This window comes from Dactylosporangium sp. CA-233914, from assembly GCF_050942935.1.
Classification (GTDB): domain Bacteria; phylum Actinomycetota; class Actinomycetes; order Mycobacteriales; family Micromonosporaceae; genus Dactylosporangium.
This window is the reverse complement of the sequence record NZ_CP192030.1, coordinates 3,420,353-3,434,370: the sequence shown is the minus strand read 5'-3', so window position 1 is coordinate 3,434,370 and position 14,018 is coordinate 3,420,353. Positions and strand designations below refer to the sequence as shown.

Here is a 14,018-nt window from a genome sequence, read left to right as displayed (position 1 = left end):
CGATGAGCGGTCACCCGTAGAGCGTGCGGTCGTACGCGGTGAAGTCCCAGGCGCCCGCGCCACCCGAGGGACGGACGGTGCTCACGATGCTGGCGCCGCCATCCACCGAAACCACTTCCCCGGTCATGTAGGCGGCGTCGTCGCTGAGCAGGAAGGCCACGACGCCGGCGACCTCGTTGCCGGTGCCGGCCCGGCGCAGCGGCGTGCTGCTGGCCCGCCGGCTCATGTCGTCGCGGCCGCCGGCGACGTCCGGCGTCGCGGCGAACAGCTCGGTGGGGACGATGCCCGGGGCCACCGCGTTGACCCGCACTCCCAGCGGCCCGCCGTACATGGCGGCGCCGCGCAGAATGCCGAGCACCGCGTGTTTGGAGGTCTGGTAGGCGAGCAGGTCCGCGCTGCCGCGCAGGCTGCCGATCGAGCCCGTGATGACGATACTGCCGGCCCCGGCCTGTGCGGCGTACCGGCGGAAGGCGGCCCGCACGCCGAGGAAGACACCGCGCACGTTGACCGCCATGACGCGGTCGAACTCGGCCACGGTCAACTCGGGCAGCGAGGCGAACGACCCGGGGATGCCCGCGTTGAGGTGGTGCAGGTCGATCCGGCCGAACCGCCCGACCGCGGCGTCCACGTACGCCGCCACGCCGTCCTCCGTGGACACGTCGGCGCGGACCCCGATCGCCTCGGTGGGCAGCGCCTCGGTGACCTCGCGCAGGCCGTCCTCGTCGAGGTCCACCGCTACGACGCGCGCCCCCTCGTCGGCCAGCCGGCGGACCGTGGCCGCCCCAATGCCACCGGACGCCCCGGTCACCACCGCGACCTTGCCCGCGAGCCCGCGCATGTCCACCTCCGGCTGAGCACGATCGGTATTATTCAGGATTGTAGGTTGATCATACAATGCTGTCATCCACGAAATTTAACGTCCGGGAAGCCCCATCGAAATCTTTCCAGCTCTTGACACCGAGCGGGATGGATCACCTACATTCCTCGGTACCGGATAGACGGACGCTCACCCCGAAATGCGGGACGCCGTCGGAGCGAGGGAGGCACGCCATGACCAGCGCCCTGCGAGGTCCGCGTGGCGCGGCGGACGGACTGGAGATCGCCAGCGGCGACCTTCAGGTGGTAGCCCGGGTGGTCCAACTGCTTCGCCTGCTCGCCGGCAACCAGACCATCGATCTGGTGTCGGCCGCCGAGGAGCTGGGCGTCGGCAAGTCCACCGCCCACCGGTACCTGGCCTCGATGGAGAACCACGGCCTGCTCCAGCGCCGCGACCGCAACCACTACGAGTTCGGCGTGCTGCTCGCCGAACTCGGCACGATGGCCCTGTCCCGGCTGGGCGTCCTCGACCTGGCCGGCCCGGTGATGGACGACATCAGCGCCCGGGTGCGGCACACCATCGTCCTGAGCGTGTGGAACGGCTCCTGCCCCGTCGTGGCGCAGGTGCGCGAGGACCGCAGCCGCACGGCGCACGTCTCGATCGCGGTCGGCAGCCACCTCGGGCCGAGGGCCGCCCAGACGGCCGTCTTCTGGGCCTTCCACAGCGAGTCCTCCTACCGGTTCCGCGACCAGGCACCCCCGGTCGAGGCAACCGACGACGAACTGGCGGAAATTCGCCGGACCGGGATCGCCTTCCGCAAGAGCCCCCGCGACGGCGTCAGCGCCGTGGCGACCCCGATCAGAAATCCGGCCGGCCAGGTGGTCGCGACCCTGGCCGCCGTCGACATCGCGCAATTCGTACCTGAGGAAACCGACAGCCCGGTGGCACAAGCCCTGCTGTGGGGCGCCGAAACGATCAACCGCCGCATGGTCAACCCGCTCGACGGCGGGGCGGACCACCGCTGAGCCCTCCGGCTCCGGCCGGAGCGGGCCTACCGGACGGCACTGGCCGGCAGCGCCGTCCCACCCTTCACCGTGCGGGAACGAGCCACGAGTCCCGATCAAGAAGAGGCGACGAGCATGAAGGCATTACGTACTGTCACGACGATAGCGGCCTGCGCTCTGCTGATCTCCGCCTGCGGCGTGGGCGGCGACTCCGGCGACTCGGGCGGACAGCAGTCCCTGACCTGGGCCAGCACGGGCGGGCAGTTCCAGGAGGACGAGAAGAAGGCACTCCAGGAGCCGTTCACGGCCAAGACCGGCACCAAGTTCGTCAACATCAGCCCGGCCGAGCAGGCCCAGGTGCGCACGATGGTCACGTCGGGCAAGACCATCTGGGACCTGGCGAACATGAGCTGGATCTACGCCGGCGCGTACTGCGGCGAGCTGTTCGAGAAGCTCGACGACCCGGCCATCGACCGCAGCAAGTTCCCGCCCGGCACCACCCACGACTGCTTCGTGCCGACCTACCGCTACGCCAACATCTTCAGCTACAACGCCGACATGTACCCCGGCGAGAAGCCGACCAGCATCAAGGACTTCTTCGACACCAAGAAGTTCCCCGGCAAGCGGGTCGTCTACGACTACCCGAAGGCCGGCCTGCTCGAGGCGGCCCTGGTCGCCGACGGGGTAGCGCCGGAGAAGCTCTACCCCCTCGACCTCGACCGGGCCTTCAAAAAGATCGACACCATCAAGAGCTCAATCGTGTTCGCCCCGAGCTACGGCGCGATCCAGCAGATGCTGGTGGACAAGCAGGCCAGCATGGTCCTCACCGTGACCGCGCGCACGATCGTCTCGGCGCAGAGCGGCGCCAACCTCGTGTCGGTCTGGGACTTCAACACCACCGACATCGGCGTGCTGGTCATCCCGAAGAACGCCCCGCACAAGGCCCTGGCCCAGCAGATGCTCGCGTTCGTCACCGATTCCGCGCAGGCCACGGCCTACGCCAAGCTGACCGGCACCGCGCCCGCCCGGTCCGACATCGACCTCAACTCGGTCGGCTACACCGACCAGCAGAAGAAGTTCAACGCCTTCCTGCCCGACCGCGGCACCACCGTCGAGCAGGACAAGCAGTGGTGGATCGAGAACACCGACGCGCTGATGAAGCGCTGGACGAGTTGGAAGGTTGGCTGACGCACATGGTTGCGCAGACCGCCACGGCCGAGGCACCCGTCCGGCGCCTCGGCCCCGCCTGGATCGGCAGGGCGCACGCCTCCGGGTGGCTGCTCCTGCTGCCGTCGCTGATCACGCTGGTGATCCTGTTCGTCGTGCCGCTGCTGAGCGTCGTCGTGGACAGCTTCACCGAACCGACCAGCGGCCTGGGCAACTACGCCTCGCTGTTCACGGACGGGTACACGCTGCGGGTGCTGGGCCGGACGCTGCTCGTCGCGCTGGTGGTCTCCGTCGTCGGCGCGCTGCTGGCCTTCCCGTACGCGTACGCGATGACCCTGGTCGGGCCCGTCATGCGGGCCGTGCTGGTGACCGTCGCGCTGGTCCCGTTCTGGACCAGCATGCTGGCCCGCAACTTCGCCTGGTTGGTGCTGCTGCAGGACGGCGGCGTGATCCAGCGGATGTTGCGCCCGTTCGGGCTGGGCCACGTCACCCTGCTCGGCACCACGCTGGCCGTCGGCATTTCGATGACCCAGGTGCTGCTGCCCTTCCTCGCGCTGCCGATGTACAGCGCGATGTCGCAGATCGACGGACGTCTCGTGGCGGCCGGGGAGAGCCTGGGGGCGCCCCGCCGGCGGGCCTTCCGCAAGATCTACCTGCCCCTGTCCGCCCCGGGCGTCATCGCCGGTATGTCCCTGGTGTTCGTGCTGGCGCTGGGGTTCTACGTCACTCCGGCCCTGCTCGGCTCCACCCGCAACGCGATGATCGCCCAGGTGATCAACGTACGCACCAAGGAGCTGCTCGACTTCGGCGGCGCCGGGGCGATGGGCGTGTTCCTGCTCGTCGTCACGCTGGTCGTGCTCGGGCTCAGCCGCCGGCTGGCCGGGCAGAACGTCACGGTGGCCGCGGCCGGCGCCCAACCGGCGCGCGCCGGCGCCGGGAAGGACCGGTCGGCGGCCGTGCGGCCCTGGCTCCGGGTGCACACCACGATCGTCGCGATCATCCTGGTGGTACCCACCCTGGTGGTGATCCCGATGAGCTTCTCGTCGGCGCAGACCTTTCAGTTCCCGCCCCACCAGTGGTCGCTGCGCTGGTACGAGCGGCTGTTCACCTCGCCGGAGTGGACCGCCGCAATCCTCAACACCCTCCAGGTCGGCATCTTCACCGCCCTGATCGCGACCGTGCTGGGCACCACCGCGGCCTTCGGCCTGATGCGGCTGCGGCCGCGATGGCGCGGCGCGGTCAACGGCTTCCTGCTCTCCCCGATGATCGTCCCGCACATCCTGGTCGCCCTCGTGGTCTTCGCCGCGTTCCTGCGCCGGGGCCTCAACGGCACACTCATCGGCATCATCCTGGCCCATACGGCGCTGGCCCTGCCGTTCGTGGTCATCGCGGTGACCGCGCGGTTGCAGGGCATGGACACCCGGCTGCCCAGCGTCGCGGCGAGCCTCGGCGCGAGCCCGGTGTCGGCGCTGCGGCGGGTGACCCTCCCGCTGGTGCTGCCCGGCATCCTGTCCGGCGCGGTGCTGGCCTTCGTCACCTCGCTGGACGAGGTGATCATCGCCCTGTTCCTGCAGGCGCCCGGCGCGATCACCCTGCCCGTGCAGATGTTCAACAGCGTCACCGTCCAGATCGACCCGACCATCTCCGCCGCGTCGAGCCTGATGGTCGTCCTGGTCAGCGTCCCCATCCTGGTCGCACAGGTCGCCGGCGCCCGACGCGGAAAGAGAGGCACCCGATGAGTTCATCGACGAAACAGCGGGCGGTCCCGCACACCCCGGGGACCCGCGCCGGCGGCCGGGTCGAACTGGTGGACCTGTGCAAGCGGTACGGCAGCGCCGAACCGCCCGCCGTGGACCACATCGCCCTCGACATCCAGCCGGGCGAGTTCATCACCCTGCTGGGGCCTAGCGGCTCGGGGAAGACCACCACCCTCAACATGATCGTCGGCTTCACCGAGCCGACCTCGGGCCGCATCGTGCTCAACGGCCGCGACATCTCCCGGGCCCCGGCACACAAGCGCAACTTCGGGATGGTCTTCCAGAACTACGCGCTCTTCCCCCACCTGACGGTGGCCCAGAACGTGGCCTTCCCGCTGCGCGAGCGCAAGGTGCCCGCGGCCGAGACCGCCCGTCGGGTCGGCGAGGCGCTGCGCCTGGTGGACCTGGACGGCATGGGCGAGCGCCGCCCGCACGAACTGTCCGGCGGGCAGCAGCAGCGGGTCGCCCTGGCCCGCGCCGTGGTCTTCTCCCCCAGCGTGCTGCTGCTGGATGAGCCGCTCAGCGCGCTGGACCGCAAGCTGCGGCAGTCGCTCCAGCGCGAGATCAAGCGCCTGCACAACGAACTCGGGCTCACGTTCGTGTTCGTCACGCACGACCAGGACGAGGCGATGACCTTGTCGGACCGGATCGCCATCTTCGATCGCGGCCGGATCGTCGCGCTCGGCACCCCCGCCGACCTGTACCACCGGCCCACGACCCAGTTCGTCGCGCGGTTCCTCGGCGAGTCCAACGTCTTCGCCGGCCGGTACCTGGCCGGAGACGTCTACGAGTGGCTCGACCGCAAGTGGGCCGTCCGCGGGCCAACCGCCGCCGGCACCGAGCAGCAGGCGGTGGTCGTCCGGCCGGAGCGCATGAACATCGCCTTCGACGAGGGCTCGGTGCCGGCCGGCAGCAACGCCGCTCCGGCCACGGTCACCGACATCTCCTTCTACGGCACCTACTACCGCCTCGAACTCGCCTTCGCCGACGACTCGGTCGGCTGCGCGGTGCTGCCCGTCGGCGCCCCGGCCGCCGTGGAACCGGGCACCCGGGTGGTCGCCCACTGGCGGCCCGAGAGCCAGGTCCTCGTATCCGAGTAACGCCGTTTCCGAGTCACGCCGTTTTCCGAGTCACGCTCAACCAAGGAGCCAGCATGACGGCAGTGGATTACCCGTTCAACCCCGAGGCCGACGAGGACCGCAAGGTGCCCGACCCGGAGGCCGACGCACTGCTCGCCGGCGCGGTGGACCTTCACCAGCACCCCGGCCCGAGCCCGTTCCCCCGGCGCATGAGCATCCTCGACGCGGCCCGCGACGCCGCCACGGTCGGGTTCCGCGCGATCGTGGCCAAGTCCCACCACCACAGCATGGTCACCGACATCCTGGCGCTGCGCACCGCCGGCCTGGCGGACGTGCCGACCGAGGTGTACGGCGGGATCGCGCTCAACCGGACGGTCGGCGGCCTCAACCCCTACGCGGTCGAACTCGCCCTGCGGATGGGCGGGCGGATGGTGTGGTTCCCCACGCTGTCCTCCGCCGCCCACGTCCGGCACCACGAGCACCACGACACGGGCTTCCCCACCCCGGAGGTCGAGCTGCGCCCCAACGAGATCATCTCGATCCTCGACGAGCGGGGGACGGTCCTGCCCGAGGTGCGGGACATCCTGTCGGTGATCGCCGCCGAGGACGCCGTGCTGACCTGCGGCCACCTGGGCGTCGAGGAGTCCCAGGCGCTCATCGACGCCGCCCTCGAGGCCGGCGTCCAGCGCATCGTGGTCAACCATCCCTGCTTCGTGGTCGGCGCCTCCGTGGACCAGGCGGCGGCCTGGGGCCGGCAGGGCGTCACCATCGAGCACTGCATCATCATGTACTTCGGCCGCCCGGAGCGCCGCCGGGACCTCAACGAACTGCTGACCTTCATCAAGGAGGTCGGCGTCGGGCAGACCATCCTGTCCTCCGACTCCGGGCAGAAGAACAACCCGCTGCCGGTGACCCTGTACCGCCGGGCCGTCCGCGGGCTGCTGGACGCCGGCGTCGCCGAGGTGGACATCCGGCAACTGGTCGGGACGAACGCGGGAAACCTGCTGCTGCCATGACCGCGGCCGCACCCGACCGCTACCGGGTCACGATCGTCAAGTACGGCACCCGGCAGACCGTCCGCAGCGACGTCTACCTCAACCACCACCTCTACGGCGAGCCGGACGGCCCGATCGGGATGGACTACTTCTTCTGGCTCATCCGCAACGCCGAGCGGACCATCGTCGTGGACACCGGCTTCTCCGTGACCGGCGGCGCCCGCCGCCGGCGCACCACCCTGCTCGACCCGGCGGCCGCTTTCGACGCCCTCGGGGTGGACCGGGCCGCCGGTCCACCGGTCGTGATCACGCACGCCCACTACGACCACATCGGCAACCTCGACCTGTTTCCCGCCTCGCCGCTGACCATCGCCGCGGCCGAGTACGACTTCTGGACCGGCCCCTACGCGGACCGGACGCTGCTGCACCACTCGATCGAGGACGCGGAGATCGACCACCTGCGGCAGGCCGAGCGGGACGGCCGGCTGCGGACCTTCGCCGACGAGGTGGACCTGGCACCGGGCGTGCGGGTCATCCGGATCGGCGGGCACACGCCGGGGCAGAGCGTCGTCACCGTGAACACCGACGCCGGCGTCGTCCTGCTCGGCTCGGACTCGGTCCACTACTACGAGGAGTACGAGCGCAGCATGCCGTTCACCCAGGTCGCCAACCTGGTCGACATGTACGCCGGCTTCGAACGCATCCGCGCCATGATCCGCGACGGCGAGATCCAGCACCTGGTAGCCGGCCACGACCCGGACACGCTTGCCCGGTTCACGCCGGTCACCGGGGACCTGGCCGGCCTCGCGGCCACGATCGGAGAGGAACCCCGATGAGGATCGGCTTCGTCGGACTCGGCAACATGGGCGGCCGCATCGCCGCCTGCATCGTGCGGGCCGGGCGGGAGGTGCTCGGCTACGACGTGCGCCCGGAGAACATCGCCGCCGCCGGCGCGCGGGCCGCCGGATCGGTCGGCGAGGCGGCCGACGGCAGCGACCTGCTGCTGCTGTCGCTGCCGGACAGCCACGTCGTCGAGGCGGTCATCCTCGGCGACGACGGGGTGCTCGCGCACGCGCGCCCCGGCAAGATCGTCGTGGACCTCTCCACCGCGGCGCCGGATTCGACCACCCGCCTGCACCGGCTGCTCGCGGAGCGGGGGGCGGCGTACCTCGACGCGGGCATCTCGGGCGGCGCCGCCGCGGCCGAGAAAGGGGCGCTGACCCTGATGGTCGGCGGCGACGCGGCCGTGCTCGACCGGGCCCGCCCGGTCCTGGACCTGTTCTCCGCTCACGTCTTCCACTGTGGATCGAGCGGAGCCGGGCACACGGTGAAGCTGCTGAACAACTTCCTCAACGCGATCGCGCTGTCGGCCACCGCCGAGGTGATGGTCGCCGGCAAGAAGGCCGGCCTGGAGCTGGAAACCCTGCTCGCCGTGCTGAACGCCAGTTCGGGCGTCAACTTCGCCACCCTGAACCGGTTTCCCAAGATCATTCATGGCGACTACCTCAAGGGCGGGCTCACCAACACGCTGATGCTCAAAGACGTGAACCTCTACGTCGAGCTCGCGGCCCGGCTCGGTGTGGTCAGCCCCAACTCCGCCGGCCCGTTGGCCAGCTTCGGCATGGCCCGCGCGCTGGGCTACGCCGACCAGATCAGCAACACCGTCGTCGACGCCATCGGCGACCTCTCCGGGGGCGTCCGACTGCACACGAAGGAGCAACCCGCCTCATGAAGATCGTTCACGGCCGCGCCGAGCGGGTCCCGTCCGAGCAGCGCGGCACGGTCACCGGTGAGGCATGGTTCGACCCGATCCTGCCCGCCACCGACGGAACCACCATCACCACGGTGTTCTTCGCCCCGGGCGCGCGCACGTACTGGCACAGCCACGAGAACGGCCAGATCCTCCAGGTGCTCGCCGGTCGCGGGCTGATCTGCACCGACGGCGAGCAGCCCCGGACCATCGCCGCCGGCGACGTGGTGTGGGTGCCGCCCGGCGAGCGGCACTGGCACGGCGCCGCACCCGACTCGTTCCTGACCCACACCGCCATCTCGCTCGGCGCCACCCACTGGGCGGAGGAGGTCGCCGGCGATGACTGAGCCGGTCGCCTTCATCGGGCTGGGCAACATGGGCGGCCCCATGTCCGCCCGGCTGGTCCGGGCCGGATACCAGGTGCGCGGCTACGACCTCTCCCCCACCGCCCGGCAGGCGCTCGCCGACGCCGGCGGAACGGCCGCCGGGGACCTGGCCGACACGGTCCGGGGGGCGTCCGTGGTCGTGCTGATGCTGCCCAACTCCGCCGTCGTGGCGGCCACTGTCCATGATGAACAGTTCGTTGTGGAGCCCGGCGCGGTCGTCATCGACATGAGCTCCTGCGAGCCGCTGCGCACCCGCGCGCTGGCCGCCGAACTGGCCGGCCGCGGCGCGACCCTGGTGGACGCCCCGGTCTCCGGCGGGGTCTCCCGCGCCCGCACCGGCGAGCTGACCATCATGACCGGCGGCGAACCGGCCGACCTGGAACGGGTCGAACCGCTCCTGTCCCAGCTCGGCACCACCACGCGGGTCGGCGCGGTCGGCAGCGGCCACGCCGTCAAGGCGCTGAACAACCTGCTCTCCGCCACCCACCTGCTGGTCACCTCCGAGGCGATCCTGGCCGGTGAACGGTTCGGCCTCGACCCGCAGACCATGCTGGCCATCTTCAACCGCTCCAGCGGGCGCAGCGGGTCGACCGAGAACAAGTGGCCGAACTTCATCCTCCCCGGCACCTTCGACTCCGGCTTCGAGCTGCGGCTGATGCTCAAGGACATGCGCATCGCCACCGATCTGGCCGACCAGGTCGGCGCGCCCGACCCGCTCGGGCACGCGGCCACCGACCTGTGGGCGCGGGCCGCCGAGGCGCTCGAGGACACCGCCGATCACACCGAAATCGTCACCTGGCTGCGAAAGGACCGGTCGTGATGGCGCTGACCACCCGGCAGGAAGAGATCAAACAGGAGTTCATCCGGGTCCGCGGGGCGTGGAGCGACACGTGGGAGGGCGTGCTCCGGCTCGACCCCGAGTTCCTCAAGGCCTACCTCGACCTCTCCGCCGTGCCCTGGCGCAAGAATCACCTCGACGACAAGGTCAAGGAGTTCATCTACATCGCGATCGACGCGAACGCCACCCACATGTACCTGCCGGGCGTGCGCCAGCACATCCGGGCCGCGCTCAAGCTGGGGGCCACCCCACAGGAAATCATGGAGGTGCTCGAACTCTCCGCCACCCTGGGCATCCACGCCATGAACGTCGGCGTGCCGATCCTCGTCGAGGTGCTCACGGAGAAGGGCCTGCGGACCGGCCCGGCGGCGCTGACCGAGGAGCAGGAGCGGATGAAGGCCGAGTTCACCCGGGCCCGGGGGTACTGGCACGCCTTCTGGGACGAGATGCTCGAACTCGATCCGGAGATGTTCGAGGCGTACACCGAGTTCTCCTCGGTACCGTGGCGCTGCGGCACCCTCGAACCCAAGGTCAAGGAATTCGTCTACATCGCGTTCGACACGGCCGCCACGCACCTGTACGTCAAGGGGCTCAAGCTGCACATCGAGAACGCCCTCGGCCACGGCGCCACCCCTCAGGAGATCCTGGAGGTCATGGAGATCGCGTCGGTGCTCGGCATCCACGGGGTGACCGCGGCCGCGCCCATCCTGCTGGAGGAGATGGAGGACGCCGGCCTGGGCGAGGCATGACGGCCGGACCGGGGCGGGCCCTGAGACAGCCGGTCCGGCCACCGGCGCTCAGCGGGCGATATAACCACCGTCCACGCTCAGGATCGTACCGGTGATGCCGGCCGACTCCGGCCCGGCCAGGAATACGATCGCACGGGCCACCTCATCGGGCGTCAACATGCGCCCGATCGGGTGGTTGGCCAAGGTGACCGCCAAGCTCGCCGCAGGATCCGCGTCCGCCTTGCGAGCCTCAGCCGTGAAGTCGGTATCCACCGCCCCCGGCGCCACGGCGTTGACCCGCACACCGGCACCGGCGCACTCGATCGCGAGCTGCCGCGTCAGCTGCACGATCGCGCCCTTCGTCATCGCGTAGACGCTCTGGTTCGCGATGCCGACCAGCCCCGAGATGGAGGCTGTGTTGACGATGCAACCGCGGGTCTCGACCAGATGCGGCAGGGCTGCCCGCGTGAGCCGGAACACCGACCGCACATTCACTGACAACAATGTGTCGAAGTCGTCGTCCGTCGTGGAGAGGATGGGCCGACGCAAGAACCGGCCCGCGTTGTTCACCAGCACATCAAGCCGGCCGAACTCAGCCACTACCCGGCCGACCACGGCACCCGGCGCCGCGTCCGCGGTCACATCGGCAAGCACCGGCACCACCCGGCCGTCCTCAGCCAGGTCCGACACCGCGGGCGACACGTCGACCGCGACCACCCGGTAGCCCGCGGCCCGCAGCCGCATCACGACACAGCGGCCGATACCCCGGGCAGCGCCGGTCACAACAGCGGTCAACTCCATGGCATGCACCGTCCGCCCAACTATCGCGGCGCGGGTGTTGTCGAAGGCGTCGGCCCGCATCAGCCGGCGCGTTCCGCCCGAACCGGCTCGCAACATTGTACGACAATCATACATTTGAAGCCCTCAACCCCGCAACCCCGGTCGCTGCTGCGGCGCCGGGGCGCGCCGGCCCTACCGGGCCGTGAGCACGGTGAGCCCGTCGTACGTCGCGGTTTCGACCTTGAAGTGGGAGCCCAGCATCTGGGCGACGTAGTCGACGTCAGCGACGAAGGGCAGCGGCAGCAGCGTCACCGGATCGGGCCCGCCGTGCGCCGCGACCAGGTCGATCCGGTCGGACTTGAGGAGCCCTTTGGTCACGAAGAGATTGAGGTCCTCCGGCATGAGGAAGCGCCACAGGTCGATGTTGACGATCCGGTCGAACTGCCCGGTCTTGAAGTGTTGCAGCATGAGCCCGAGCAGGTGCCAGTTGGTCTCGCCGGGCGGGGCGTCGTGGTCGAACGTGTGCGAGCCGTCGCCGAGCGCCAGCTGCGCCACGCCGAACCCGATCGCCAGCGTGCGGCCGGCGGCCAGCTCCTGCCGGATCGGCATCGGCAGGCCGGCCGCTCGCCCCAGGCCCTCGCGCCGGCAGGCGGAGATGGCATCGCCGTACAGCCGAACGCGTCCAAGGAGCTCGCCGAGGGTGCCGGGGCTGTGCATCGCCTCGAAGTCGTAGCGGCGGTGCTTGCGGGTCACATAGTTGATGTTGTCCAGGGTCGCCAGCAACGCGCGGGTCGGACGGTAGTGCGGCAGGTGGTACGCCACCGCGTCGTCGCTGAGCTCGAACAGGTCCGACGCGCCGCCGTGGTGGTGGAAGACCCGGTAGAACAGCTCGGTGTCCTCCAGGCCCCAGCGGACGATCGCCTCGTCGAAGCCGCCCACGGCGTTGAACGTGGCGCGGTCCATGGACACGTTGTGGCTGAAGCCGAGCAGCCACGGCGCGCGGTGGAAGTCGGCGAGGTGCTGCGGCAGGCAGCAGTTGATGTCGCGGGGATCCCCCCGGTACGCGTCCAGCATCGGCTCGGTCAGCGACTCGCCGCGGCGCAGCGTGTCGACGCCCACCCAGTCGATGTCGAACCGCCGGCCCAGCAGTACGCCCGGCCGGCCGGATCGACCCGCGTGGAACGCCCGGTGGTGACTGAGCAGGTCCGGATGCGCCACGGTGTCGGAGTCCAGGAAGACCAGGACGTCCGTGTTCGCCCGCGCCGCCCCGGCGTTGCGGTTGGCCGCCCGGCCCCGGTTCTGATCGGCGCGGACGCAGGTGATGTTCAGGCGGTCGGCGTACGTGTCGACGGCCGGACCGAGCGCGGTGGGCGAGCCGTCGTCGCACACGATCACCTCGAACTCGTCGGCCGGTAGGCTCTGCCGGGTGAGCGAGGCCAGCGTGACGTCCAGCAGGGGGACGTTGTCGAAGGCGGGGATGATCACGCTCAGGCGACGCCGGACCATCACTGGCTCACCGTTCCCTTCCGGTCGAGTGCTGTCCACATCGGACTGATAGCGAGCTGCTCGAGGTGCGCGGCCGCGGCCGCGGCACCGCCGGCCGCCGCGAAGGAGTCCCCGACCCGTCGCGCGCCGGCGCGGTACACCGGATCGTCCAGCACGGTGGTGACAGCCGTGCGGAGGTGCTCCGCGGTCAGGCCGATGAAGGGCACCCGTACGCCCGCCCCGGCCGCGGCGACCTGGTCGGCGACGGTGGGCTGGTCGTAGCGGATCGGCGCGATGACGAGGGGGACGCCGCCCGCCAGCGCCTCGCCGACGATGCCCATCCCGCCGTGGCTCACGACGGCGTGCAGCTGCGGCATCATCCGCAGTGTCGGCACCCGCGCGGCGACGAGGATGTGCTCCGGCGGGTCCGGCACCGCGTCCGCCGGAGCGACCAGCACCGCCTGCAGCCGCTCGCCCAGGTCGGCCAGCGCACGTACCGCGGTGGCGAAGAAGTCGCGGGCGACGCTGTCCGCCAGCGTCCCCACCGTGATCAGCACATGCTGCCGGTGCGGGTCCAGCCAGTCCCATGCGAAGCCCTCGTAGGCAGGCCCACGACCGAGCGCGGGGCCGACCAGCACGCAGGTGTCCGGCACGCGGGCAGCTCCGGTGAGGGCCGCTGTGGTGAAGGCGATCACCAGGTGCGGCGAGAACAGCACGTCGACGTCGTGACCCAGGGGCAGGCCCGCCTTCTCGCGGAGCAGGGCGAGGTGGGACCGTACAAAGGCATCCACCTCCGGGGCATCGCCCGGGCGGCGGGTCAGCTCAAGCGCGCTCGGCGCGAGGGTCGCCCAGCGCAGCCCGTGCCGACGCGCCACGAGGCCGCCCGCGAAGGCGTGCTGGTCGGCGACGAGCACATCGGGCTGGCAGGCCGCCACGGCTCGTTCGACCGCCGGGAGGGTGAACCGGGCCATCGGTACCAGATAGGAGTCCCACACGTGGCGCAGTGCCGCCGGACCGTGCCCGTCCTGCTCGGGATAGAACCGCGAGCCCGTCGGATGGACGACGGCGTCCGGCCCGACGAGCGGCCGCAGGTAGGACTCCGGCCCGCACCAGGCGACCTCGTGGCCGACCGCCAGCAGCGCGTCGCTCACCGCGAGCGGCGCGTTGATGTGCCCGGCGAGTGGCAGCACCACGAACAGGAACCGGCTCATCCGCCCACCCTCCGGTCGCGG

14 protein-coding genes are annotated in these 14,018 nt (G+C 70.6%); 10 read left to right on the top strand and 4 right to left on the bottom strand.

Annotated elements, in window-relative coordinates; all coding sequences use genetic code 11:
* Positions 1 to 10: 10 nt before the first annotated feature.
* Positions 11 to 838, bottom strand: a complete 828-nt coding sequence (locus tag ACQPY0_RS15860; protein ID WP_432989399.1) for an SDR family NAD(P)-dependent oxidoreductase — start codon at positions 836 to 838, stop codon at positions 11 to 13.
* Between the two features lie 212 nt (positions 839 to 1,050).
* Here ACQPY0_RS15860 and ACQPY0_RS15855 point away from each other — a divergent pair, with 212 nt between their 5' ends.
* The 10 genes from ACQPY0_RS15855 (at position 1,051) to ACQPY0_RS15810 (ending at position 10,542) form a co-directional block, all read left to right on the top strand.
* Positions 1,051 to 1,842 (top strand): IclR family transcriptional regulator, encoded by a 792-nt coding sequence (locus tag ACQPY0_RS15855; protein ID WP_432989398.1) that lies wholly within the window; start codon positions 1,051 to 1,053, stop codon positions 1,840 to 1,842.
* A gap of 114 nt (positions 1,843 to 1,956) precedes the next feature.
* Positions 1,957 to 3,009 carry an extracellular solute-binding protein gene (locus ACQPY0_RS15850; protein WP_432989396.1) on the top strand — a complete coding sequence of 351 codons (1,053 nt, stop codon included), beginning with the start codon at positions 1,957 to 1,959 and terminating at the stop codon, positions 3,007 to 3,009.
* Between the two features lie 5 nt (positions 3,010 to 3,014).
* Positions 3,015 to 4,727: an ABC transporter permease subunit gene (locus ACQPY0_RS15845; RefSeq protein ID WP_432989394.1), complete on the top strand. Its 1,713-nt coding sequence runs from the start codon at positions 3,015 to 3,017 to the stop codon at positions 4,725 to 4,727.
* Positions 4,724 to 5,845 carry an ABC transporter ATP-binding protein gene (locus ACQPY0_RS15840; protein ID WP_432989392.1) on the top strand — a complete coding sequence of 374 codons (1,122 nt, stop codon included), beginning with the start codon at positions 4,724 to 4,726 and terminating at the stop codon, positions 5,843 to 5,845. Before ACQPY0_RS15845 ends, ACQPY0_RS15840 begins: the two co-directional genes overlap by 4 nt.
* 53 nt (positions 5,846 to 5,898) lie before the next feature.
* A complete protein-coding gene (locus tag ACQPY0_RS15835) occupies positions 5,899 to 6,840 on the top strand; it encodes a DUF6282 family protein (protein WP_432989390.1) in 942 nt (313 codons plus the stop codon).
* Positions 6,837 to 7,655: an N-acyl homoserine lactonase family protein gene (locus tag ACQPY0_RS15830; protein WP_432989388.1), complete on the top strand. Its 819-nt coding sequence runs from the start codon at positions 6,837 to 6,839 to the stop codon at positions 7,653 to 7,655. The genes ACQPY0_RS15835 and ACQPY0_RS15830 overlap by 4 nt, the downstream gene beginning before the upstream one ends.
* Positions 7,652 to 8,551, top strand: a complete 900-nt coding sequence (locus ACQPY0_RS15825; RefSeq protein ID WP_432989386.1) for an NAD(P)-dependent oxidoreductase — start codon at positions 7,652 to 7,654, stop codon at positions 8,549 to 8,551. The genes ACQPY0_RS15830 and ACQPY0_RS15825 overlap by 4 nt, the downstream gene beginning before the upstream one ends.
* Entirely contained in the window at positions 8,548 to 8,916 is a 369-nt protein-coding gene (locus ACQPY0_RS15820; RefSeq protein ID WP_432989384.1) for a cupin domain-containing protein, read from the top strand. The genes ACQPY0_RS15825 and ACQPY0_RS15820 overlap by 4 nt, the downstream gene beginning before the upstream one ends.
* Positions 8,909 to 9,775, top strand: a complete 867-nt coding sequence (locus tag ACQPY0_RS15815; protein WP_432989382.1) for an NAD(P)-dependent oxidoreductase — start codon at positions 8,909 to 8,911, stop codon at positions 9,773 to 9,775. Before ACQPY0_RS15820 ends, ACQPY0_RS15815 begins: the two co-directional genes overlap by 8 nt.
* On the top strand, positions 9,775 to 10,542 hold the full coding sequence (locus tag ACQPY0_RS15810; protein WP_432995262.1) for a carboxymuconolactone decarboxylase family protein: 768 nt from the start codon (positions 9,775 to 9,777) through the stop codon (positions 10,540 to 10,542). Before ACQPY0_RS15815 ends, ACQPY0_RS15810 begins: the two co-directional genes overlap by 1 nt.
* 48 nt (positions 10,543 to 10,590) lie before the next feature.
* Here the strand turns inward: ACQPY0_RS15810 and ACQPY0_RS15805 are convergent, their stop codons facing one another.
* The 3 genes from ACQPY0_RS15805 to ACQPY0_RS15795 form a co-directional block, all read right to left on the bottom strand.
* On the bottom strand, positions 10,591 to 11,382 hold the full coding sequence (locus ACQPY0_RS15805) for an SDR family NAD(P)-dependent oxidoreductase (RefSeq protein ID WP_432989380.1): 792 nt from the start codon (positions 11,380 to 11,382) through the stop codon (positions 10,591 to 10,593).
* Between the two features lie 111 nt (positions 11,383 to 11,493).
* Positions 11,494 to 12,807: a glycosyltransferase gene (locus ACQPY0_RS15800; RefSeq protein WP_432995260.1), complete on the bottom strand. Its 1,314-nt coding sequence runs from the start codon at positions 12,805 to 12,807 to the stop codon at positions 11,494 to 11,496.
* Entirely contained in the window at positions 12,807 to 13,997 is a 1,191-nt protein-coding gene (locus ACQPY0_RS15795; RefSeq protein ID WP_432989378.1) for a glycosyltransferase, read from the bottom strand. The genes ACQPY0_RS15800 and ACQPY0_RS15795 overlap by 1 nt, the downstream gene beginning before the upstream one ends.
* Positions 13,998 to 14,018: the final 21 nt, after the last annotated feature.

What these genes read in the sequence shown, in the direction of transcription:
- ACQPY0_RS15840 (WP_432989392.1), top strand. Translation starts at nt 4,724, where the DNA reads ATGAGTTCATCGACGAAACAGCGGGCGGTCCCGCACACCCCGGGGACC.
- ACQPY0_RS15855 (WP_432989398.1), top strand. Translation starts at nt 1,051, where the DNA reads ATGACCAGCGCCCTGCGAGGTCCGCGTGGCGCGGCGGACGGACTGGAG.
- ACQPY0_RS15850 (WP_432989396.1), top strand. Translation starts at nt 1,957, where the DNA reads ATGAAGGCATTACGTACTGTCACGACGATAGCGGCCTGCGCTCTGCTG.
- ACQPY0_RS15835 (WP_432989390.1), top strand. Translation starts at nt 5,899, where the DNA reads ATGACGGCAGTGGATTACCCGTTCAACCCCGAGGCCGACGAGGACCGC.
- ACQPY0_RS15860 (WP_432989399.1), bottom strand. Translation starts at nt 838, where the DNA reads ATGCGCGGGCTCGCGGGCAAGGTCGCGGTGGTGACCGGGGCGTCCGGT.
- ACQPY0_RS15830 (WP_432989388.1), top strand. Translation starts at nt 6,837, where the DNA reads ATGACCGCGGCCGCACCCGACCGCTACCGGGTCACGATCGTCAAGTAC.
- ACQPY0_RS15810 (WP_432995262.1), top strand. Translation starts at nt 9,775, where the DNA reads ATGGCGCTGACCACCCGGCAGGAAGAGATCAAACAGGAGTTCATCCGG.
- ACQPY0_RS15800 (WP_432995260.1), bottom strand. Translation starts at nt 12,807, where the DNA reads ATGGTCCGGCGTCGCCTGAGCGTGATCATCCCCGCCTTCGACAACGTC.
- ACQPY0_RS15820 (WP_432989384.1), top strand. Translation starts at nt 8,548, where the DNA reads ATGAAGATCGTTCACGGCCGCGCCGAGCGGGTCCCGTCCGAGCAGCGC.
- ACQPY0_RS15825 (WP_432989386.1), top strand. Translation starts at nt 7,652, where the DNA reads ATGAGGATCGGCTTCGTCGGACTCGGCAACATGGGCGGCCGCATCGCC.
- ACQPY0_RS15805 (WP_432989380.1), bottom strand. Translation starts at nt 11,382, where the DNA reads ATGCGGGCCGACGCCTTCGACAACACCCGCGCCGCGATAGTTGGGCGG.
- ACQPY0_RS15815 (WP_432989382.1), top strand. Translation starts at nt 8,909, where the DNA reads ATGACTGAGCCGGTCGCCTTCATCGGGCTGGGCAACATGGGCGGCCCC.
- ACQPY0_RS15845 (WP_432989394.1), top strand. Translation starts at nt 3,015, where the DNA reads ATGGTTGCGCAGACCGCCACGGCCGAGGCACCCGTCCGGCGCCTCGGC.
- ACQPY0_RS15795 (WP_432989378.1), bottom strand. Translation starts at nt 13,997, where the DNA reads ATGAGCCGGTTCCTGTTCGTGGTGCTGCCACTCGCCGGGCACATCAAC.